Annotated in this window: 18 protein-coding genes and 1 pseudogene; 13 read left to right on the plus strand and 6 right to left on the minus strand. The window is 73.8% G+C overall.

Annotated elements, in window-relative coordinates:
• Positions 1-232 precede the first annotated feature (232 nt).
• From ACFQZ6_RS29695 to ACFQZ6_RS29710, 4 genes and pseudogenes are all read left to right on the plus strand, one after another.
• Positions 233-1,033: an RNA polymerase sigma factor SigF gene (locus tag ACFQZ6_RS29695; RefSeq protein ID WP_381615093.1), complete on the plus strand. Its 801-nt coding sequence runs from the start codon at positions 233-235 to the stop codon at positions 1,031-1,033.
• A 170-nt stretch (positions 1,034-1,203) separates the two neighbouring features.
• Positions 1,204-1,851, plus strand: coding sequence for a hypothetical protein (locus ACFQZ6_RS29700; RefSeq protein ID WP_381615096.1), 648 nt, complete (start codon positions 1,204-1,206; stop codon positions 1,849-1,851).
• A gap of 129 nt (positions 1,852-1,980) precedes the next feature.
• Positions 1,981-3,225 carry an aminotransferase class I/II-fold pyridoxal phosphate-dependent enzyme gene (locus ACFQZ6_RS29705; protein WP_381615099.1) on the plus strand — a complete coding sequence of 415 codons (1,245 nt, stop codon included), beginning with the start codon at positions 1,981-1,983 and terminating at the stop codon, positions 3,223-3,225.
• Positions 3,222-4,294: pseudogene (locus ACFQZ6_RS29710) on the plus strand (MBL fold metallo-hydrolase). The gene ACFQZ6_RS29705 and the pseudogene ACFQZ6_RS29710 overlap by 4 nt, the downstream one beginning before the upstream one ends.
• An 18-nt stretch (positions 4,295-4,312) precedes the next feature.
• Here the strand turns inward: ACFQZ6_RS29710 and ACFQZ6_RS29715 are convergent.
• Together ACFQZ6_RS29715 and ACFQZ6_RS29720 are read right to left on the minus strand one after the other, a co-directional pair.
• Positions 4,313-4,936 (minus strand): DedA family protein, encoded by a 624-nt coding sequence (locus ACFQZ6_RS29715; RefSeq protein WP_381615102.1) that lies wholly within the window; start codon positions 4,934-4,936, stop codon positions 4,313-4,315.
• Positions 4,933-5,706 carry an MBL fold metallo-hydrolase gene (locus ACFQZ6_RS29720; protein WP_381615105.1) on the minus strand — a complete coding sequence of 258 codons (774 nt, stop codon included), beginning with the start codon at positions 5,704-5,706 and terminating at the stop codon, positions 4,933-4,935. Before ACFQZ6_RS29720 ends, ACFQZ6_RS29715 begins: the two co-directional genes overlap by 4 nt.
• An 83-nt stretch (positions 5,707-5,789) precedes the next feature.
• Between ACFQZ6_RS29720 and ACFQZ6_RS29725 the strand changes: the two genes are divergently transcribed.
• The 5 genes from ACFQZ6_RS29725 (at position 5,790) to dnaK (ending at position 11,861) form a co-directional block, all read left to right on the plus strand.
• Complete coding sequence (locus ACFQZ6_RS29725; protein WP_381615108.1) at positions 5,790-6,203, plus strand: hypothetical protein; 414 nt, start codon at positions 5,790-5,792, stop codon at positions 6,201-6,203.
• 182 nt (positions 6,204-6,385) lie between these two features.
• Positions 6,386-8,476 (plus strand): phage holin family protein, encoded by a 2,091-nt coding sequence (locus tag ACFQZ6_RS29730; protein ID WP_381615111.1) that lies wholly within the window; start codon positions 6,386-6,388, stop codon positions 8,474-8,476.
• A 144-nt stretch (positions 8,477-8,620) separates the two neighbouring features.
• Positions 8,621-9,049, plus strand: a complete 429-nt coding sequence (locus ACFQZ6_RS29735; protein ID WP_381615113.1) for an OsmC family protein — start codon at positions 8,621-8,623, stop codon at positions 9,047-9,049.
• Positions 9,050-9,130: 81 nt separating this feature from the next.
• Entirely contained in the window at positions 9,131-9,880 is a 750-nt protein-coding gene (locus ACFQZ6_RS29740; protein ID WP_381615116.1) for a glycerophosphodiester phosphodiesterase family protein, read from the plus strand.
• 112 nt (positions 9,881-9,992) lie between these two features.
• On the plus strand, positions 9,993-11,861 hold the full coding sequence (gene dnaK / locus ACFQZ6_RS29745; protein ID WP_381615119.1) for a molecular chaperone DnaK: 1,869 nt from the start codon (positions 9,993-9,995) through the stop codon (positions 11,859-11,861).
• 76 nt (positions 11,862-11,937) lie between these two features.
• Here dnaK and ACFQZ6_RS29750 read toward each other — a convergent pair whose 3' ends face one another.
• Both ACFQZ6_RS29750 and ACFQZ6_RS29755 read right to left on the minus strand, forming a co-directional pair.
• Complete coding sequence (locus ACFQZ6_RS29750; RefSeq protein ID WP_381615122.1) at positions 11,938-12,426, minus strand: nitrate reductase molybdenum cofactor assembly chaperone; 489 nt, start codon at positions 12,424-12,426, stop codon at positions 11,938-11,940.
• 113 nt (positions 12,427-12,539) lie between these two features.
• Positions 12,540-13,403: a helix-turn-helix domain-containing protein gene (locus ACFQZ6_RS29755; protein WP_381615125.1), complete on the minus strand. Its 864-nt coding sequence runs from the start codon at positions 13,401-13,403 to the stop codon at positions 12,540-12,542.
• 272 nt (positions 13,404-13,675) lie between these two features.
• Here ACFQZ6_RS29755 and ACFQZ6_RS29760 point away from each other — a divergent pair, with 272 nt between their 5' ends.
• Positions 13,676-14,101, plus strand: coding sequence for a hypothetical protein (locus tag ACFQZ6_RS29760; protein ID WP_381615128.1), 426 nt, complete (start codon positions 13,676-13,678; stop codon positions 14,099-14,101).
• On the opposite strand, the gene ACFQZ6_RS29765 is transcribed toward ACFQZ6_RS29760, so the two are convergent.
• Positions 14,083-14,916 carry a helix-turn-helix domain-containing protein gene (locus tag ACFQZ6_RS29765; protein WP_381615131.1) on the minus strand — a complete coding sequence of 278 codons (834 nt, stop codon included), beginning with the start codon at positions 14,914-14,916 and terminating at the stop codon, positions 14,083-14,085. The genes ACFQZ6_RS29760 and ACFQZ6_RS29765 overlap by 19 nt on opposite strands.
• 121 nt (positions 14,917-15,037) lie before the next feature.
• On the opposite strand from ACFQZ6_RS29765, the gene ACFQZ6_RS29770 reads away from it, so the two are divergent.
• From ACFQZ6_RS29770 to ACFQZ6_RS29780, 3 genes are all read left to right on the plus strand, one after another.
• Positions 15,038-15,343, plus strand: coding sequence for a 4a-hydroxytetrahydrobiopterin dehydratase (locus ACFQZ6_RS29770; RefSeq protein ID WP_381615134.1), 306 nt, complete (start codon positions 15,038-15,040; stop codon positions 15,341-15,343).
• A 58-nt stretch (positions 15,344-15,401) separates the two neighbouring features.
• Entirely contained in the window at positions 15,402-16,142 is a 741-nt protein-coding gene (locus tag ACFQZ6_RS29775) for a class I SAM-dependent methyltransferase (protein ID WP_381615137.1), read from the plus strand.
• A gap of 82 nt (positions 16,143-16,224) precedes the next feature.
• The gene (locus ACFQZ6_RS29780; protein WP_381615140.1) at positions 16,225-18,102 is read left to right on the plus strand and encodes a rhamnogalacturonan lyase; all 1,878 of its coding nucleotides are present in this window, start codon (positions 16,225-16,227) and stop codon (positions 18,100-18,102) included.
• Between the two features lie 67 nt (positions 18,103-18,169).
• On the opposite strand, the gene ACFQZ6_RS29785 is transcribed toward ACFQZ6_RS29780, so the two are convergent.
• Positions 18,170-20,830: a cellulose binding domain-containing protein gene (locus tag ACFQZ6_RS29785; RefSeq protein WP_381615143.1), complete on the minus strand. Its 2,661-nt coding sequence runs from the start codon at positions 20,828-20,830 to the stop codon at positions 18,170-18,172.

Consider the following 20,830-nt stretch of genomic DNA (forward strand, 5'->3'; position numbering starts at 1 on the left):
GGGGAAGGGCGGGGAAGCACCCGTCACGAGTCACCCCGCGGACACGGACGGAAACCTCGCGGTGTTTGCCCGGCACGGGTCAGGGCAGGTGCCCCCCAGTGCTTCGGACAGCAGGCACGTCCGTGGGAGCGGCCCGCCGCGGCCCCACGTGCGCCCGGTCCGGACCGTGCGCAGACTTCCGCGGTGACCGTCGTCCCCTTCCCGAGCACGGTCCAAGGGAGTTGCACGTCCCATGCGAAGCCCAGCGAACACGCGGAACCGGAACCACCCCCACGACGACGCCCCCGACACCACCGCATCCTTCCGCCGCCTCGCCACCCTGCCCCCCGGCCCCGAACGCGACGCCCTGCGCGAGCGGATCGTCGAGGCGTGGCTGCCGATGGCCGAACGCATCGCCGGACGCTTCCGCAGCCGCGGCGAGTCCTACGAGGACCTCCGCCAGGTCGCCGCCCTCGGCCTGGTCAAGGCCGTCGACCGCTACGACCCCGACCGCGGCAACGCCTTCGAGAGCTACGCCGTGCCCACCGTCACCGGTGAGATCAAGCGGCACTTCCGCGACCACATGTGGACCCTGCACGTGCCACGCCGGGTCCAGGAACTGCGCAACCAGGTGCGGGCCGCCTCCCACGAACTCGCCCAGACCGCCTCCGGGCAGCGGCCCAGCGTCGCCGCCCTCGCCGCGCACGCCGACCTCAGCGAGGACGACACGCGGGTCGGCCTGGAGGCGCTGGAGAGCTTCAGCGCGTTGTCGCTGGACGCGGAACTGCCCGGCAGCGACGGCGGGTTCTCGCTGAGCGACGCGCTCGGGTCGACCGATCCCGCGCTGGACACGGTCGTCGACCGTGAGTCGGTCCGGGGGCGGCTGGCGGCGTTGCCGGAGCGGGAGCGGGCGATCCTGTACATGCGGTTCTTCGGGGACATGACGCAGAGCCGGATCGCGGAGCGGTTGGGGATCTCGCAGATGCACGTGTCGCGGCTGATCAGCCGGTGCTGCGACCGGGTGCGGGAGGAAGTGCTGCGGGGGGTCGCGTAGGGGGTGGTTGCTTTTTCGTCGCCGGGTGCGGGTCGTGGTGGGTTGCTCGCGCAGTTCCCCGCGCCCCTTTAGGTGGGCTGTCACTCCGTTGGGTGCGTAGTGACTGCCGACCCGGCTGGTGCGGGTTGTGATGGCTCTGTCATCGCGCACCGCTCGAAGGAGCCCCACCCATGCGCCCTACCGCTCGTGTGCTGTCCGTCGTCGTGCTCGCCGGTACGGCGTTGACCTGTGCCATACCCGTCGTGGCCGCGGAGCCGACCGCCGAGGTGAGTCCCGCGGCGGTGCGGCCGGGCGGGACCGTCACCGTGTCGGTGTCCTGCGATCCGCTCGGCGGTCCGGCGCCCGCGACCATCGAGGCCACCTCGCAGGCGTTCGAGGCGGGCACCGTGGAGCTGGAGCAGATCCCCACCACCCTCGACACCGGCACCGGGCCCGCCTACGAGGGCACCGCGAAGATCGCCCCCGCCGGGAACTTCGAGGAGGAGGACGCCTGGTCCGTCGACGGGACCTGCCCGGCGCCGCCCGGCGGACAGGGCAAGCAGTGGAGCGCGACCTTCACGGTGACCGTGGGCGGCGGCGCCACCCACCACCCCACGCACCACCCCACGCACCAGCCGACGCACAAGCCGCGGCCGTGCCCCTCGCCGCACCACGACTCCTGCGCCGGGGCTGGCGTCCAGCACGGTGTGCACGCCGGAGAGGGCGGCACGTTCACGGACTCGGCGACCGCGCTGGTCACCGGCGGTCTGCTGGTCGCGGGCGCGCTCGGCGCCGCGGTCTACCGGGTACGGCGCAAGGAGCCGACCGCGGGCGCCTGACGGAAGCCTGACGGAGGGCTGTCGTGGGTACTCACAGCGCGAGCGCACGTTCCGCCTCCCGCGGCCCACGGGCCCCACGGAGGCCGGTGGCGCGCGGGTGACACGACCACGGTGAGCGCGGAGGTGCCCATGCGGACGGAACCGGAAGGCCACGGCCCCGTCCGCTACGGCCCCCCGCCGCCCGGCGACGGACTGCCCGTGCTGCCCGACCTCGCCGCCGCCGTCGCGGGCGCCGCCCACCGCTCCGACGGCGAGCCGACCGGCGGCGGACCCGCCCTGCTGGAGGCGGCCTGCGGCTACTGGGAACGCCGTGGACTGCCCACCGCCCCCGCCGCCGCGGTCGCCGGACCCGGCGCCCCGTCGCTGCTGCTGGCGCTGACCGCCGCGCTCGGCGGCGACGTCCTGGTGCCCCGCCCCTGCGCCGCCTGGTGGGCGCCGTACGCGAGACTGCTCGGCAGGCCCGTCTTCCACGTGCCGACGCCCGCCGACTGCGGCGGCGTCCCCGACCCGTACGCCCTGCTGGAGACCGTGCGCCGGGTGCGCGCCGAGGGCGGCGACCCCCGGCTGCTGGTGCTGTCCGTCGCGGACGACCCCACCGGCACCGTCGCCCCGCCGGAGCTGCTGCACGAGACCGTCGAGGCCGCCACCGGCGCGGGACTGCACCTCGTCAGCGACGAGACCTGGCGGGACACCCCGCACGACCCGCACGGCACGGTCCTCCTCAGCCCCGCCGAGATGCGGCCCGACCGGGTCACCGTCGTCACCGACCTCGCCGGGGCGCTGCTGCCGCCCGGCTGGCCCGCCGCCGTCGCCCGCTTCCCCGCCGGGGACACCGGGGACGGCCTCCACGCGCGCGTGCTGGACGTCCTGACCGCGCTGGACGCCCGCGTGGCCGCGCCGGTCGCCGCCGCCGCCGTCCTCGCGCTGTCCGAACCGCCGCAGGTCACCGGCCGGGTCGCCGCCGCGGCGGCGCTGCACGCGCGCGTGGCCGCCGCCGCGCACCGCACCGTCGTCGGCGCGGGGGCCCTCGCCCTGCCCCCGCAGGCGGGCCGCCACCTGTACGTCGACCTCGCCCCGCTGCGCCCCGCGCTCGCCGCGCACGGCGTCGGTGACGCCCAGGAGCTGGAGGACTTCCTCACCGCCCGGCTCGCCATGCCCGCCCCCGGCGGCCACCGCTTCGGCGACGACCTCGCCGCCCTGCGCGTACGGCTGTCCACCGCACGGCTGCTGGGCGGCACCGACACCGAGCGCGCCGCGGCCCTCGGCTCGCCCGAGCCGCTGGAAATGCCCCAGGTGCAACGCGCGTTGACCCATGTGAAGGCGGTCTTCGACGACCTCAGCGACGACGCTCAGCGACGGGAGTCTCCTCGATGACGCAGCAGTCCGAGTCGGCCAGCACCACCAGCACCCAGGAAGCCGACGATCCGGGGCCGATCCTCCCGGCGCCCGCCGCGGCCCCCGCCCCGCCGCTCGCGGAACCCCGCCCGCTGGGCGAGCACCGGGTCTGGCCGCGCACCTTCCACGACCGGCTGACCGCCCCGCTGCCCGGCCTGAAGGCGTTCGCCCGGTTCGCCCGCGAGGGCGCCGTACGCCCCGGCCGGGAGGGCCTCGCGGACATCCCCCGGCTGCCCTTCGCGCCCGCCCCGCTGCCCCGCGTGGACGCCCGCACCGTCGCCGTCACCTGGGCGGGACACGCCAGTTGGGTGCTGAGCGTCGGCGGGCTCACCGTCCTCACCGACCCCGTCTGGTCCCGGCGCATCCTCGGCACCCCGGCGCGGATCACCCCCGTCGGCGTGCCCTGGGAGCGGCTGCCGCGCGTCGACGCGGTCGTCATCAGCCACAACCACTACGACCACCTCGACGCCCCCACCCTGCGCCGCCTCCCGCGCGACACCCCCGTCTTCGTCCCGGCCGGGCTCGGCGCCTGGTTCCGGCGCCGCCGCTTCAGCCGGATCACCGAACTCGACTGGTGGGAGGGGGCGGTGCTGCGCGGCGTCCGCTTCGACTTCGTGCCCGCCCACCACTGGTCCAAGCGCACCCTCACCGACACCTGCCGCAGCCTGTGGGGCGGCTGGGTCCTCACGGACCCCGACGGCCAGCGCGTGTACTTCGCGGGCGACACCGGCTACGGCCACTGGTTCACCCGCATCGGCCAGCGCTACCCCGGCATCGACCTCGCCCTGCTCCCCATCGGCGCCTACGACCCCCGCTGGTGGCTCAGCGACGTGCACTGCGCCCCCGAGGAGGCCGTGCGGGCCGCCCTCGACCTGGGCGCCCGCCGGATGGCCCCCATGCACTGGGCCACGTTCATCCTGTCCGCGGAACCGGTCCTGGAGCCCCTGACCCGGGTCCGCGGGGCGTGGGCCGAGGCGGCCTGGACCGTTCCGCCCTCTGGGACCTCCCGGTGGGCGGCTCCCGCGTCCTGCCGCGCGACGGCGGGTAGCGGCGGGGTTCCGGCGGTTCAGCCGGTGCCGACGCCCCGCAGCCGCCGCCACGCCCCCGGCGCCACGCTGATCAGCACGGTCAGGACGACCGCCGCCACGACGCCCTCCCACGGCTCCGGGAACAGCGACCCGCCCAGGATGCCGATGAGCTGGTACGTCACGGCCCACGCCAGACAGGCCGGGAGGTTCCCCCGCACGAACCGCCGCAGCGGCCAGCGGGCCATCAGACAGGCCAGCATCACCGGGATGCGCCCGGCCGGGACCAGCCGCGACAGCACCAGCACCGCCACCCCGTGCTCCGCGAGCTTGCCCTGCGCCTGCGCCAGCCGGTCCTCCGGCGCCCGCGAGCGGATCGCCTCCAGCCACCGCGACCCGTTCTTCGACCCCATGCCGCGCCGCCCCAGCCAGTACAGCGTGGCGTCCCCGAGGAACGCGGCCAGCGACGCCGTCGCGAACACCAGCGCCAGCGAGACGGGCGCCGCCCGGTGGAAGGCGACCACCGCCGCCGAACTGACCAGCGCGCCCGTCGGCACCACCGGCACCAGCGCGCCGATCAGTACCAGCAGGAACAGCGACGGGTACCCGATCACCTGCGCGGAGTCCGGCGGTGTCGTCGCCGGGGCCGAGGCGAGCCAGCTCACCGGGCGACCTCCAGCCGGAGCTTCTCGCCGTGCCCGAGCCGGTGCACGGTCACGCCCGGCGCGCGCTCGGCCGCCAGCCGTACGAACTCGTCGCCCGGCGCGTGGAACTCGTGCGGGCGTATCGCGTCCATCCCGATCGGCCAGTACGTGCCGTAGTGCACCGGCACCGCCGCCCTCGGCGCCAGCCGGGCCAGCGCCTCGGCCGCCCGCCCGGGGTCCAGGTGGCCGTCACCGAGGTACGGTCCCCAGCCGCCCACCGGCAGCAGCGCCACGTCGACCCGGCCGACCTCCTCGGCCATCGAGTCGAACAGCCCGGTGTCCCCGGCGAAGTAGGTGCGCGCCTCGCCCTGCACGACGAAGCCGAGCGCGGGGGCCCGGTGCCGTCCGAGCGGCAGCCGCCGCCCGTCGTGCAGCGCGGGCACCGCCCGTATCGTGAGCGCCCCGACCTCGGTCTCGTCGCCCGGCGCCATCTCGGTCAGGCGCAGATGGGCCAGACGGCGCAGTCCGGGCACCGCGCGGGGCGCGCCCCGGGGCACGAGCAGCCGGGTGCCCGGCGCGAGGCGGGCCAGGGACGGCACGTGCAGGTGGTCGGCGTGCAGGTGGGAGACGAGCGCGACGTCCGCGTGCCGGGCGGTGGGCGGCGGCAGGGCCCCGCGGCGGCGGCGCAGATGGGCCAGCCGCCGGGCGAACAAGGGGTCGGTCAGCAGGCGCACGTCCGAATCCCGCAGCGCGCAGGTGGCGTGTCCCCACCAGGTGATCTCCACCGGCACCTCTTTGCCTCCTTCGCGCGACTCCCCGAAGCCTACGGGCAGGAGTAGGGTCGGCGGCGAAACCCGGAGGTGAGGGGGACGCCATGGGACATGCTGCCGGTCGGGTCCGGGTCACGGCCATCGCCAGTCTGACCCCGCTCCAGGAACTGGACGCCGATCCCTTCCTGGTGGACTCCCGCAGCCAGCACGCGATGTGCGCCCGCTGGGCCGCCGAGCACGGCTACACCGTCGTCCGTGAGCTGCTGGTGCGCGGCCTGCGCCCCGACCACGGCGTCCTGTGGGACGGGGTCCGCCCCGGCACCGACGTCTTCGTGGCCCCCAGCCACCGGGTCCTGGAGAGCGCCCTCGCGGACGTGGCGGCGTTCACCGCGGAGTGCGCCAGACGCGGCGTCCGCGTGGAGACCGTCGGCTCCGCGGAACCGTCGTACGACGCCCAGATGAAGGCGTGCGTCCACCGGCGGCTGTCGATGCCGACGGCTGGGTACGACGGCCGCTGAGCCCTGGCCGGGGGCTGGGGCGGACGCCCGGTGTGACGGGCCGGAGGGGACAGTTGCCCCTGACAACCCCCGGACCTGCCCCTACTCCTTCCCCCATCCCCACTCGCCGTCCGGCCGGTTCCGGCCAGGTGTGTGACAGGCTGGGGGCGGGCCCGCGTTCAGGTCGGGCCGGGACGTGAGGTGTGCGGGGCGTGCTGGGCGGGCGTTGGCGGCGGGTGGCCAGTCAGGTCGGGCGGAGCGTCACGGTGTGGGCCGTCTCCACGGTCACCATGCTCGTCCTCGCCGGAATCCTGCCCGACTTCCGGCTGCGCTCCGCCGACGGCGACAGCGCCACCGACATCGCCGTCACCGCCGCGTTCGGCGCCGGTGCGTTCGGTCTGCTGTCGGCGCTGGTGTGGCCGCTGCTGGTCCGGCTGCTGCTCCTCGTCCCCGCCTTCGTCCTCGGACTGCTGGTCTTCTTCCTCAACGGGGCGCTGCTCCTGCTCGCCCTGCGCCTCAACCCCAACCCCGGCGAGCGCGGCGCCGCCGCCCCCGAGACCGCCGTGGTCGTCGCCGCGGTGATGTCCGCCGTCGCCTCCGCCACCGGCGCCGCCCTCGCCGTCCGCGACGACGACGCCTACCGGCGCCGCCTGTACCGCCTCGCCGACCGCCGCCGCCGCGCCCTGCCACCCGGACCGGCGACCCCCGGCACCGTCTTCCTCCAGTTCGACGGCGTCGGCCACGACGTCCTCCTTGACGCGGTCCGCAAGGGCCTGATGCCGACCACCGCCCGCTGGCTCGGCCGCCCCGGCGAGCGGGCCTCCCACCGGCTCACCCGCTGGCGCACCGACTGGTCCAGCCAGACCGGCGCCAGCCAGCTCGGCATCCTGCACGGCAGCACCTTCGACGTGCCCGCGTTCCGCTGGTACGAGAAGGAGACCCGCGAGGTCATGGTCTGCAACCGCCCCACCAGCGCCGCCGAACTCCAGCGCCGCGCCGTCCGCCGCACCGGCGACGGCGGACTGCTCAGCGCCGACGGCGCCTCCCGCGGCAACCTCTTCAGCGGCGGCGCCGACGAACAGGCCCTCGTGCTGTCCATCGCCACCCGCCGCCGCTCCCGCGCCAACCGCTCCCGCGCGGGCTACTTCGCCTACTTCTCCGACCCCGCCAACGCCGTCCGCACCGCCCTGTCCTTCACCGCCGAGGTCGGCCGGGAGATCGGTCAGTCCACCCGGGCCCGGCTGCGCGGCCAGCGCCCCCGGGTCTCACGCGGCGGCCTCTACCCGTTCGTCCGCGCCTTCGCCACCGTCGTCGAACGGGACGTCGTCGTCGCCGCGGTGATGGGCGACATGCTCGCCGGACGCACCTCCGTCTACGCCGACCTGGTCGCCTACGACGAGGTCGCGCACCACTCCGGGCCGATGAGCCGCGACGCCGAGAAGGTCCTCCAGCGCCTGGACCGGGCGCTCGCGCTGATCGAGAAGGTCGCCGAGCACGCCCCCCGCCCGTACCGGATCGTCGTCCTGTCCGACCACGGCCAGAGCCCCGGCGAGACCTTCCGCGCCCGCTACGGCCTCACCCTCAACGACCTGGTGCGCGCCGGGTGCGGGCTGCCCGTGCCGCGCCGGGCCCGGCGCACCCACAGCGGCGCCGAGGCCCGCGCCGCCGTCCGGGCCGCGCTGCGCATCCCCGTGGCGGAGGGCGAGGAGCGCTACCGCCCCGACCGCCGCTCCGAGCCGATCGTGCTCGCCTCCGGCAACCTCGGCCTGGTCTCCTTCCCCGACGTGCCGCACCGGATGACCAAGGAGGAGATCGACGCCCGCCACCCCGCGCTGCTGACCACCCTCGCCAACCACCCCGGCATCGGCTTCCTGCTGGTGCGCAGCGAGGCCCACGGCGGGGTCGTCCTCGGCGCGTACGGCGCCGAGATCCCGGTCGCGGACCTCGACCGCGACCCGGGGCCGCTCGCGCCGTTCGGGCCCGGCGCCGCCGACGCCGTGCGGCGCACCCACACCTTCCCGCACACCGCCGACATCATGGTGAACTCCTCCCTCGACCCCGCCGACGGCGAAGTCCTCGCCTTCGAAGAGCAGATCGGCTCGCACGGCGGCCTCGGCGGCGCCCAGGGCGCCCCGTTCCTGCTCTCCCCGCTGACCCTCTCCCCGCCCGTCGAGGACGGCGCCGAACTGACCGGCGCCGAGCGGGTCCACCACGTGCTGCGCCGCTGGCTGGCGGAGGCGTGCGGCCCCGAGGTGCCCCTTGACGAGCCCGAGCCGGACCGCCGCGCCGCCTGAGCCGTGACCCCGGACCTGCCGGAACCCGGCCCCGCTCCACCGTTGTTGTGCGTGGGATGCGCGGGAATGTGATCGGATGGTCCCCGAGCCCCGGCACCGGGGCCGCCTCACGTCGCCTCACCGACACACGCGAAAGGACCAACCGTGGCCACCACGCGCTCCGCACACACCGTCTGGGAAGGCAACCTCCTTGAGGGCAACGGAGTCGTCACCTTCGACTCCTCCGGCGCCATCGACGCGCAGCCCGTCACCTGGGCGTCGCGCGCCCAGGACGCCAACGGCAAGACCAGCCCCGAGGAGCTGATCGCCGCCGCCCACGCGAGCTGCTTCTCCATGGCGTTCTCCAACATCCTCACCAAGGGCGGCAACCCGCCCACCAAGCTGGTCACCTCCGCCGACGTCACCTTCCAGCCGGGCGAGGGCATCACCGGCATCCACCTCACCGTCGAGGGCACGGTGCCCGGGATGGAGAGCGAGGCGTTCCTCGCCGCCGCCGAGGACGCCAAGGTCAACTGCCCGGTCAGCCAGGCCCTGAAGGCCGTACCGATCACGCTCTCCGCGAAGCTGGTCTGAGGTCCGCGCCGCCCCGCCCGGACCCGTGCCGGGCGGGGTCCGGCCGCACCCGGACCGCCCGCGACCCCCGGGAGGTGACCCGTGACCCCGCTCCGCCCCGCCGTCTCCGCGCACCGCGGCGGCGGTGAACGGTACGCCGCCGCCACCTGGCAGGCGTACGAGGACGCGGTCACCTCCGGCGCCGAGTACGTCGAGTTCGACGTCCGGCGCACCGCCGACGGCGTCCTCGTCGTCCACCACGACCCCCGGGTACGGCACACCGGCCCGCCGCTGTCCCAGCTCAGCCACGCCGAGCTGAACGCCCGTGCCGGGTACCCCGTCCCGGTCGTCGACGACGTGATGTCCCTGATCGCGGGGAGGCTGGTCGGCCACCTGGACCTGAAGGAGCCCGGCTACGAGCGCACGGTGATCGACCGGGCGGTGGCGCTGCTCGGCGTCGACGGCTTCGTGGCCACCTCCCTGGAGGACCGTTCCGTCGCCGCGATCACCCGGGCCTTCCCCGGGGTGCGCACCGCCCTGTCGCTGGGCCGGGACCGCGCGGAGATCGCCGCCTCCCGGCTGACCGCGACCCGGCTGAGCGAGCTGTTCCCGCTGCGCCGGGTGCGCGCCTGCGGTGCCCACGGGGTCGCCGTGCACCAGCGCCTGGCCCGCGCCAACGTGCTGCGCGAGGCCGCCCGGCACCGGCTGTTCACCCTGGTGTGGACCGTCAACGACGACACCGCCCTGCGCGCCTTCCTCGCCGACCCGCGCGTGGACGTCCTGGTCACCGACCGCCCCCGGCACGCCGTCGCGCTGCGGGGCGCACGCCCCCGACGGGGTACTCCGCTGTAGGGCGGGGGCGCGCGGGTGGCCCGTATGCGCCATTGACAAGAGGCCACTCAAGTTTTGTGCTGGAGGGAGTGGCGGACACTCCGGACACTCCGTGACGCGGAAGGGGACTGCGATGGGACGCGCGGTCGGTATCGATCTGGGGACCACCAACTCGGTGGTCGCCGTCCTGGAGGGCGGCGAGCCCACGGTCGTCGCCAACGCGGAGGGCGCGAGGACCACACCCTCGGTCGTGGCCTTCGCCAAGAACGGCGAGGTGCTGGTCGGCGAGGTCGCCAAGCGGCAGGCGGTGACCAACGTCGAGCGCACCGCCCGCTCCGTGAAACGGCACATGGGCGACGCCGACTGGCGCTTCCCGGACCAGGGCTCCGTGGACGGCACCCGCTTCCGGGCGCAGGAGCTGTCGGCGCGCGTTCTGCAGAAGCTCAAGCGGGACGCCGAGTCCTACCTCGGTGAGGACGTCACCGACGCGGTGATCACCGTCCCCGCCTACTTCGACGACGCCCAGCGGCAGGCCACCAAGGAGGCCGGGGAGATCGCGGGCCTGAAGGTGCTGCGGATCATCAACGAGCCGACCGCCGCCGCCCTCGCCTACGGCCTGGACCGCGGCGAGGAGCAGACCGTCCTCGTCTTCGACCTCGGCGGCGGCACCTTCGACGTCTCCCTGCTGGAGATCGGCGACGGCGTCATCGAGGTCAAGGCCACCAACGGCGACACCCACCTCGGCGGCGACGACTGGGACCAGCGGATCGTCGATCACCTGGTGAAGAAGTTCAAGGGGCAGTACGGCATCGACCTCGCGGGCGACAAGATGGCCGTGCAGCGGCTGCGGGAGGGCGCCGAGAAGGCCAAGATCGAGCTGTCCTCGTCCTCGGAGACGTCGATCAACCTGCCCTACATCACCGCCTCCGCCGAGGGCCCGCTGCACCTGGAGGAGAAGCTCACCCGCGCCCAGTTCCAGGAACTCACCGCCGATCTGCTCGACCGCTGCAAGACCCCCTTCCACCAGGCCGTCAAGGACGCCGGGATCAAGCTCGCCGCGATCGACCACGTCATCCTCGTCGGCGGCTCCACCCGGATGCCCGCGGTCACCGAACTCGTCCGCGAGCTGACCGGCAAGGACCCGCACAAGGGCGTCAACCCCGACGAGGTCGTGGCGGTCGGCGCCGCGCTCCAGGCCGGTGTCCTCCGCGGCGACGTGAAGGACGTCCTCCTCCTCGACGTCACCCCGCTGTCCCTCGGCATCGAGACCAAGGGCGGCATCATGACCAAGCTGATCGAGCGCAACACCACGATCCCGACCCGGCGTTCGGAGATCTTCACCACCGCCGCCGACAACCAGCCCTCCGTCGGCATCCAGGTCTACCAGGGCGAACGCGAGATCGCCGCGTACAACAAGAAGCTCGGCACCTTCGACCTCACCGGGCTGCCGCCCGCGCCGCGCGGCATCCCGCAGATCGAGGTCGCCTTCGACATCGACGCCAACGGGATCATGCACGTCTCCGCGAAGGACCTCGCCACCGGCCGCGAGCAGAAGATGACCGTCACCGGCGGCTCCGCCCTGCCCAAGGACGACATCGACCGCATGATGCGGGAGGCCGAGCAGTACGCCGAGGAGGACCGCAAGCGCAGGGAGGCCGCCGAGACCCGCAACCAGGCCGAGCAACTCGTCTACCAGACCGAGCGGTTCGTCACCGAGAACGGCGACCGCGTCCCCGCCGACACCCGCACCGAGGTCGAGTCCGCCGTCAGCGAACTCAAGGGCCTGCTGGAACGCCCCGCCGCCGAGAGCGACACCGCCGCCCTCCGCACGGCCGTCGAGAAACTCGCCACCGTCAGCCAGAAGATGGGCCAGGCGATGTACGCCCAGGCGGAACAGCCGACGCCGGGCTCCGCCCAGGAGCAGGCCCCGCAGGAGGAGGAGGGCGTGGTGGACGCCGAGATCGTCGATGAGGAGAGGGACCAAAGGGGCGGCGCCGCTTGAAGGCACGGCTGAGGCAGCCTACCTAGGGGCGCGGGGAACTGCGCGACCAGCCACGACGCACCCGCACACGACATACTCACCGAGGCTGCGGCACCGGATCCGTCAGATCCCCAGGATGCGCCGGAGGCAACGTCGCGCACACCGCCTCCAGCACACACGCGTACGGCGTCCCCAGCCCGGTGAGCCGCGCCCGGAGTTCCTCCAGCGCGTCCCGGTGCCCGGTCAGCGGCTCCGTGTTGCCCGTGCGCGCCGCGAACTCCAGCACCGCGGGCAGGAAGTCCGGCCGCTCCTCGCCGGTGAACTCCAGGCCGTGCGCCCGGTACAGGTCGCCCAGCCGCGCCGGGGCGGCCCCGCCCCGTCCGCGCCCCAGGTACAGCCCTTCGGCGCCGAACACGCGCGCGTAGTCCTCCGCCAGCTCACCCGGCGGGGTGACCGCGGCGTGGTCGGCGAACTCCCGCAGTTGCGGCGCGGCCTCCCGCAGCAGCGGCAGCCGGGTCAGCACGTCGTCGTCCGGATAGGTCAGACAGAGCGCCGCCGCCTGGTACAGCACCTCGAATCCCGGCATCAGGCTCGCCTCCCGCACGCTCGGCCGCCCCGTCCCTCAAGAACCTAGGCGCCGCCCCGCGGGGCCACCCGCCGACCGCACCCGTACGGGTCAGCCAGCCGCCTGGACCCGGCCTAGCAGGCCGCCCGGTACTTCCGGAGGATCTCCTTGGTGCGGGCCACCGACGCCGCGTGCGCCGACATGTGGTCCAGGACCTCCAGGTGCCCGGAGACCTCGGCGCGCGAGTCCAGGTAGAGCGCGCCGGTCAGGTACTCGGTGAAGACCATGTCGGGCAGCTCCGGCTGGGCGAACCGGAACAGGGAGAAGGGCGCGTACGTGCCCGGGTGCGGCCCGTGGTCGAACTCGGCGACCTGGAGGGTCACCAGATCGCTCTCGGTGGCCTCAAGCAGCCGGTCGAGCTGGTCGCGCATCACCTCGGGCTTGGTGCTCACCGGCCTGCGCAGCACCGTCTCGTCCATCACCACCCACAGGTGGGGCGGGTCCGGCCGCTTCCACAGCTCCTGCCGGGTCAGCCGCAGCCGCACGTGGCGCTCGATGGTCTCCGGTCCCGACTGCCCGACCGTCCCCGCCTCCAGCACGGCCCGCGCGTACCCCTCGGTCTGGAGCAGCCCCGGCACGAAGTGCGGCTCGTAGCTGCGGATCATCCGCGCCGCGCCCTCCAGGGACACGAACACGCTGAACCACTCCGGCAGCACGTCGTGGAACCGCTGCCACCAGCCCGGCTGGTTCGCCTCCTCCGCCAGCGCGACGAACGTGGCCACCTCCTCCGCGGGCACCCCGTACGTCGTCAGCAGCACCTGCACGTACGGGATCTTCAGCGCGACCTCGGCCGTCTCCATGCGCCGCACGGTCGCCGGGGCCACCCGGAGCACCTTCGCGGCCTCCTCACGGCTCAGCCGGGCCGCCTCCCGCAGCTCCTGGAGCCGCTTGCCGAGCACCACCTGACCGACCGTGGGCGCGGGTCGTCGTTCACTCACGCCACGCCTCCCCTACGCGCCGAAAGCATGGGGGCAGTGTGTCATGTTCCCGCGGCAGTCTCACGTGGCGGGAGGTGAGGCAATCACCACGGCCGGTGAGCAAAACCGCGCAATCCAGGAGTCGCTGACCGCGCGTCACCCATTACCTCGCAGGTAATGGACCCCGCCCGCGGCCCGCGGGATCGTGAGATCACCGGGTTCCGGGCTGGCGCACTCCAGCCCGGGAGCCGGTCCCCCCGCACCACTACGACCCCGACGGAGGGTGATCCGCCATGTCCGCAACCCACCTCGCCGCTCTCGCCCGCACCACCGAGCCGCAGCTCATGCTGCGCCGCTTCCTCACTCTGGACGCAGTGGTGACCGGGACGAACGGCGTCGCCTACCTCGTCGCCTCCGGCCCCCTCGGCCGCCTGTTCGACGTCAGCTCCAAGCTGCTGCTCGTCCTCGGTGTCTTCCTCGTGCTGTACGCCGCCGCGGTCGGCCTGCTCGCCGGGCGCCCCAGCCCGGCCGCGCTCGGCGTGCGGGCGGTCGTCGAGGCCAACCTGGCCTGGGCGGCGGTCAGCTTCCTCGCCCTCGGACTGTGGCTGTCGCCGAGCACGACGGGCGCCGTGTGGGTGGTCCTCCAGGCGCTCACCGTGGCCGGGTTCGCCGCCCTCCAGTGGGGCGCCCTCAGGGCGCGTCAGGGCAGCAGCTCCTGAAGGTGCCGCACCGTCGCCGGGTCGGCCGGGAGCAGCGTCTCGATGGCCAGCTCGGCGACGGTCACGTCCATCGGCGTGTTGAACGTGGAGATCGACGAGATGAACGACAGCGTCCGGCCGCCGTGCTCGATCAGCAGCGGCAGCGCGACGTACGGCACCGCCTCGTCCGCCGCCCCCTCGGGCACCGCCTCCTCGGGCACCGGGTAGGCGGCCACCTCCTCGTACAGCGCCCGCAGCGCCGCCGACCGGTGCAGCGCTATCTGCCGCTCCATCTGCGCCAGCAGGTGCCCGCGCCACTGGCGCAGGTTGCGGATGCGCGGCGCGAGGCCCTCCGGGTGCAGGGTGAGCCGCATCGCGTTCAGCGGCGGCCCGAGCAGCGCCGGGGGCACCTCGCCCAGCAGCGCGGTGATGCCCCGGTTGGCGGCCAGCACGTTGTACGTCGCGTCGACCACCAGCGCCGGATACGGCTCGTAGCCCTGTATCAGCCGCTCCACCCCGGCCCGCACCGCGGCCAGCGCCGGGTCGTCCAACGGGGTCTCCGGGAAGCGGGGGGCGTAACCGGCGGCGAGGAGCAGGGCGTTGCGCTCGCGGACCGGTACGTCGAGGTGCTCGGCGAGCTTCAGCACCATCTCCTCGCTCGGCCGGGAGCGGCCCGTCTCGATGAAGCTGATGTGCCGGGCGGAGGAGTCGGCGCGCAGCGCCAGCTCAAGCTGGCTGATCCGCCGCTGCTCCCGCCAGGCCCGCAGCAGCGTGCCGACGCCCTGGTCGGCGGGCGCGGCGGCGGGGGCGGTGCGCGCGGGTGTCGCAGTGGTCATACCGTCGACGGTAGCCGTATCCGGCACCCCGGAACGAGCCACCCGGACGGCCCGGTTCACCTCGTCCCCGCTGTGGCACGCTGAACAGGTACCCGTGCCCGTACCGCCGAGGGAGCGCCCCATGCCCGTCGAACCGCTGTCGCCCGAGGAGATCGACGCCCGTCTCGCGGAGCTGCCCGGCTGGTCCCTCGAAGGGGACCGGCTCACCCGCGTCTACCGGCTCGGCTCGCACATGGCGGCGGCGGCCATGGCCGTGCACGTCGCCCAGGTCCAGGACGAGCTGGACCACCACTCCGACCTCACCCTCGGCTACCACACCGTCTCCCTGTCGGTGAACACCCACAGCGTCGGCGGCGCCGTCACCGCCCTGGACGTCGAACTCGCCCGCCGGGTGACCGCGCTGGCGCCCGCGCACGGGGCGAGTTGAGCGGGCGGCGCGAGCGGCACGTAGAACACGGAAGAAGAGGCGCCGAAGGGGGGCAGCGTTGATCGACTACGACAAGGAAGCCGAGGGCTACGACGCCTGGCGCGGCGGCGAGCCGAGGGCGGCGGCAGCCGCCGACGCCGTACTGAGCCTGCTGCCGCGGGACATGGGCGCCCTGCTCGACCTGGCCTGCGGCACCGGCATCGTCACCCGGCGGCTGGCCGCCGCCCGCCCGGGCACCCGGGTGACCGGCGTGGACCGGTCGGTGCCGATGGCCCGGCAGGCGCAGGCCCGGCTGCCGGGCACCGTCGTCCTCGCGGACGCCCGCCGACTGCCGTTCCGGGACGGCGAGTTCGACGCCGTCAGCAGCGTGTGGCTGCTGCACCTCGCGCCGTCCGACGACGACGCGCGGGCCATCGTCGCGGAGTGCGCGCGGGTGCTGCGGCCCGGCGGGGTGTACGTGACCACCGTCGACAAGGCCCTCTCCCACAACGTGGGCAGCGACATCGACGCCGTGATGGCCGCCCGGCCCCGCCGCCCCGCCACGGACGCCGCGCGCCTGGTGGAGTCGTACGCCGCCGCCTGCGGGCTGCGGGACGCCGGGCGGGCCCGTTTCCAGGGGCGCGGGCAGGGCCGCAGCCCCCGCCGTACCATCGCCGACCTGCGGCGGGGCTGGTTCCTCACGGTGCCGCCCGGCTCGGAGCTGGCGGAGGAGTTCATCGCCCGGCTGGCCGCCCTGCCCGACCAGGACCGCGACCGGCCGGACCCGGTGTTCACGCTGCGCGCCTTCCGCAAGGAATGACCTCACGCCGCCCGGCAACCGATCCGGGAGCGGCGGCGACCGGTAGGCGGAACCCATCCGTCCTCCCGGGAGGTACGTCCCCGTGCAGCACCCGCACCCGCACCGCAGACGCCGCAGGTCCCCCGTCCTCGCTGCGGCCGTCGCCGCCACCGTCCTGACCGGCGCCGGGCTGACCGCGCTCACCACCGACACCGCCGAGGCGGCCACCGCCCGGCAGGTGGAGAGGCTCGACCGGGGCGTGGTCAGCGTCTACACCGGCACCGGCAACCTGGTGAGCTGGCGCTGGCTGGCCACCGACCCGAACGACGTGTCCTTCAACGTCTACCGCGCCGGTACGAAGGTCAACTCCGCGCCGATCACCGGCTCCACCAACTTCTTCCACTCCGGCGCCCCGTCGCACGCCGACTACACCGTCCGCGCCGTCGTGGGCGGCGTCGAGCAGGGCGACTCCGTGCACGCGGTGCAGTTCCGCGCCGGGTACAAGGACGTCCCGATCACCCCACCGGCCGGGGGCACCACCCCCGACGGCGTGGCCTACACCTACGAGGCCAACGACGCCTCCGTGGCCGACCTGGACGGCGACGGCGCCCTGGACTTCGTACTGAAGTGGCAGCCCACCAACGCCAAGGACAACTCCCAGTCCGGCTACACCGGCAACACCGTCGTCGACGGGATCAAGCTCGACGGCACCCGGCTGTGGCGGATCGACCTGGGCCGCAACATCCGTTCCGGCGCCCACTACACGCAGTTCCAGGCGTACGACTACGACGGCGACGGCAAGGCCGAGGTCGCCATGAAGACCGCGGACGGCACGGTCGACGGCACCGGCGCGGTGATCGGCAGCTCCTCCGCCGACCACCGCAACTCCAGCGGCTACGTCCTGTCCGGGCCCGAGTACCTGACCATGTTCAACGGCCAGACCGGCAGGGCGATGGGCACCGTCGACTACGTCCCGGCCCGCGGCACCGTCTCCTCCTGGGGCGACTCCTACGGCAACCGCGTGGACCGCTTCCTCGCCGGGACGGCGTACCTGGACGGCGCCCGGCCCTCCCTGATCATGGCGCGCGGCTACTACACCCGGACCGTCATCGCCGCCTGGGACTGGCGGAACGGGAGCTTCACCCGCCGCTGGACCTTCGACACCAACTCCTCCACCAACAGCGGCAGGGGCTACGACGGCCAGGGCTCGCACAGCCTGTCCGTGGGCGACGTCGACAACGACGGCCGGGACGAGATCGTCTACGGCGCGATGGCCGTGGACGACAACGGCAACGGCCTGTGGACCGCGCGGACCGGGCACGGCGACGCCCAGCACCTCGGCGACCTCGACCCGTCGACGTCGGGCCTGGAGTACTTCAAGGTCTCCGAGTCCAGCTCCCAGCCCGCCGAGCTGTACCTCAACCCCGCCAACGGCGCCGTCCGCTGGAAGCTCGACGCCTGCTGCGACAACGGCCGCGGCGTCGCCGGGGACGTCTACGCGGGCAACGACGGCGCCGAGGTGTGGTCGGCCTCCGACAGCTACATCCGCGACGAGTCCGGTGCCACCAAGGGCCGCGAGCCGTCCTCGGTGAACTTCCTGGCCTGGTGGGACGGCGACACCACCCGGGAACTCCTCGACGGCACGAAGGTCGACAAGTACGGCACCTCCGGCGAGACCCGGCTGCTGACCGGCTCCGGCGTCTCCTCCAACAACGGCACCAAGTCCACCCCCGCGCTCTCCGGTGACATCATCGGCGACTGGCGCGAGGAGGTCGTCTGGCGCACCAGCGACAACCGCAACCTGCGGATCTACTCCACGCCGTACGAGACGAGCACGCGGATCACCACCCTGCTCCACGACACCATGTACCGCACGGGGCTGGCCTGGCAGAACACCGCCTACAACCAGCCCCCGCACCCCAGCTTCTTCATCGGCGACAAGATGCCGACGGCGCCGCGGCCCACGGTCTACACGCCGTAGTCCGTACGCGGCACAGGGGGCGCGTGCTCTGGGCACGCGCCCCCTGTTCTTCCCTGCCGCCGGGCGGTCAGGTCACCGTGCAGGTCCGGTCACCCAGCTTGAACGCGGTCGGTTTCGCGTTGGACTGGTTCCAGTTGCCCGTGAAGCCGAAGCTCACCGAGGAGCCCGCCGCCACGTTGGCGTTCCAGCCGACGTTCTTCGCCGTGACCGTCGCGCCCGACTGGGTGTGCTCGGCGTTCCACATCTGCGTCACCGTCTGCCCCTGCCCGAACGTCCAGCTCAGGGACCACCCCGACCAGGGTGCCGTACCGGTGTTGGCCAGCCGGACGTCCGCCTGGAAGCCGCCCGACCACTGGTTGGTGATCTGGTACGTCACCGCGCAGGCGCCGGTGGGTTCCGGGTCCGGGTCGGGACCGGGGTCCGTGCCGGTGTCGGAGCTGTCGCCGTAGATGATGCCGCGCCCGTTCGTCGACACGTACACCCGCCCGTAGACGCGTGGGTCGCCGGTGATGGCCGCGCCGGTCCAGCCCCACTGGTGGGCGTCGTCGTTGATGCGCGTCCAGCTCGCCCCCTGGTCGGTGGAGCGGAAGATGCCGCGGACGCCGCCGATCTCGGCGCTGGTGTACAGCGTCTGGTACGAGGCGCCGGGCGCCGCCTTGCCGAAGCCGATGGTGTCGGCCTCCGCGACGTTCGCCAGCTTGGTGAAGCTGGCGCCGCCGTTGGTGGAGTGCCACAGCCCGTAGGTGCCGCCCTCCGCGCCGCCCGCCAGCCAGATGTCGCCCTTGGTGCCGGGCAGCGCCTTGAAGCGGACGCTGTCCCCGCTGGGCAGGCCGGTCGCGGCGGAGGCCGTGAAGGTCGCGCCGCCGTCCGTGGAGACGTAGAACTTCCCCGACTTGAAGCCGTAGAAGGTCCGCGGGTCGACCCGGTCGGACTCGACGATCGCGCCCGCCGGGATGCCGGTGGACGCCGACCACGAGGTGCCGAAGCCGGTGGTGTGGTGGACGCCCGCGCCCTCCGGGCTCCACACGAACCGGCCGCCGTCGGCCGCCGCCGCGACCGTGCCGCCGCCGCTGACGCCGGAGGGGTCGGTGCCCGCGAACCAGTTGACACCGTTGTCCGTAGAGAAGGCGACGTGCGGGCCGGAGTCCAGGTGGCCGACGCGGACCACCGTGTTCGGGTTGGACTCCGCGAAGTCCAGGCTGGTGGTGGAGGTGAAGTTGGGCTGGGTGTACATCATCGGCGGGACCTTGGTGAGGTCCGTGTGCCGGAAGCCGCCGACGTCACCGAGCGCGCTGAGCAGCGGGGCGCCGGACGGGGGCGAGGCCAGGTCGAGCACCGCCGTCTCCTCCAGGCCCTGCACCATCGGCTTGATGGCGAACTGGCCGCCGCTGTCCCAGTTGGTGAGGTTCTCGGTGCCGTAGATCGTGGCGCCCGTGCCGTACATCATCCGGTTGGAGTCGAACGGGTCGATCTCCATCGCCTCGGTCATCCAGCCCAGCTTGGGCGTCTGCTCCGGCGGGGACGGGTTCGCGCCCCAGGTCAGCCAGGGGGAGGAGGAGACGTCCATGGTGTAGCGGTTGGAGCGGCTGGGGTACGACGTGTAGTCCCACGCCTTGGACCACGTCGCGCCGCTGTCGGTGGAGCGGAAGATCTGGGTGTCCGGCCACCAGGAGCTGTAGGCCGTCGCCATCAGGGTGCCGGGACGCTGCCGGTCGACGGTCAGCCCGCTGAAGCCGTAGTAGGTGTCGGCCTCCGCGACCGGGCTGATGTCGGTCCAGGTGCCGGTGGCGGTGGTGTACCGCCACAACTGGCCCTTGCCGCCGTCGTAGGGGCCGCCCTTGTCGCTGTACGCCACGTACAGGTGCCCGTTGGCCGTGTCCAGGACGCCCTTGTGCGGGAGGTAGCCGGTGGGCTGGCCCGCGACCCGCGACCAGGTGGCGCCCGCGTCCGTCGAGCGGTACACCGCGTTGTCCTTGTCCGCCACGCCGACGTAGATCGTCCGGGTGGCGTTCCCGGCGGTGCCCGTCGACTCGTCGAAGGTCACCCACACCACGCCCTGGTTGTCGGAGGCGTAGCCGCTGGTGTCGCCGGGGTCCTGTACGTAGGTGCCGGGGTTGGGGAAGCTGGTGACCTGCGACCAGGTCGCGCCCGAGTCGGTCGACCGCCACAGGCCCTTGCCGCTGGGCGCGCCCAGGTACAGCACGCTGTTTCGGTTCGGGTCGATCGCGAGCCGCTCGCCCATGCCGCGGCCGGGCATGTTGCCGCCCAGCTTGAACGGCAGCGCGGCCTTCTGCCAACTCGCGCCCCGGTCCGCGGAGCGCAGCACCGCGCCGTTCCCCGGGTCCCAGTCGTTGGTGTACGTGCCGACCGCCGCGTACACCCGGTCGGGGTTGACGGAGTCGGTGGCGAGGCTGACCACGCCGGTGTGACCCCAGTCGTCCCAGCCGACCGAGTCCAGCAGCGGCGTCCAGGTCTTCGTCGACTGCTGCCAGCGGTAGGCGCCGCCGATGTCGGTACGGGCGTAGGCGAGGTTCCGTTCCTTGCGGTTGAAGACGATGCCGGGGACGAAACCGCCCCCGTCGACGCGGGCGTTGCGCCAGGTGTAGGTGTCGGCGGCGAGCTTCGCCGTCGGCTGTGGTGGCGCCTCGGCCGCCAGCGCGGGCGGGGCGCCCGCGAGCAGACCGGCCGCGAGCGCCAGCACGGCCGTGAGGATGCGGGTTCTTCGCAC

Origin of the sequence: Streptomyces flavalbus, assembly GCF_042674625.1 — a bacterium.
GTDB classification, from domain to species: domain Bacteria; phylum Actinomycetota; class Actinomycetes; order Streptomycetales; family Streptomycetaceae; genus Streptomyces; species Streptomyces flavalbus.

What these genes read in the sequence shown, in the direction of transcription:
- ACFQZ6_RS29700 (WP_381615096.1), top strand. Translation starts at nt 1,204, where the DNA reads ATGCGCCCTACCGCTCGTGTGCTGTCCGTCGTCGTGCTCGCCGGTACG.
- ACFQZ6_RS29725 (WP_381615108.1), top strand. Translation starts at nt 5,790, where the DNA reads ATGGGACATGCTGCCGGTCGGGTCCGGGTCACGGCCATCGCCAGTCTG.
- ACFQZ6_RS29760 (WP_381615128.1), top strand. Translation starts at nt 13,676, where the DNA reads ATGTCCGCAACCCACCTCGCCGCTCTCGCCCGCACCACCGAGCCGCAG.
- ACFQZ6_RS29695 (WP_381615093.1), top strand. Translation starts at nt 233, where the DNA reads ATGCGAAGCCCAGCGAACACGCGGAACCGGAACCACCCCCACGACGAC.
- ACFQZ6_RS29705 (WP_381615099.1), top strand. Translation starts at nt 1,981, where the DNA reads ATGCGGACGGAACCGGAAGGCCACGGCCCCGTCCGCTACGGCCCCCCG.
- ACFQZ6_RS29770 (WP_381615134.1), top strand. Translation starts at nt 15,038, where the DNA reads ATGCCCGTCGAACCGCTGTCGCCCGAGGAGATCGACGCCCGTCTCGCG.
- ACFQZ6_RS29765 (WP_381615131.1), bottom strand. Translation starts at nt 14,916, where the DNA reads ATGACCACTGCGACACCCGCGCGCACCGCCCCCGCCGCCGCGCCCGCC.
- dnaK (WP_381615119.1), top strand. Translation starts at nt 9,993, where the DNA reads ATGGGACGCGCGGTCGGTATCGATCTGGGGACCACCAACTCGGTGGTC.
- ACFQZ6_RS29750 (WP_381615122.1), bottom strand. Translation starts at nt 12,426, where the DNA reads ATGCCGGGATTCGAGGTGCTGTACCAGGCGGCGGCGCTCTGTCTGACC.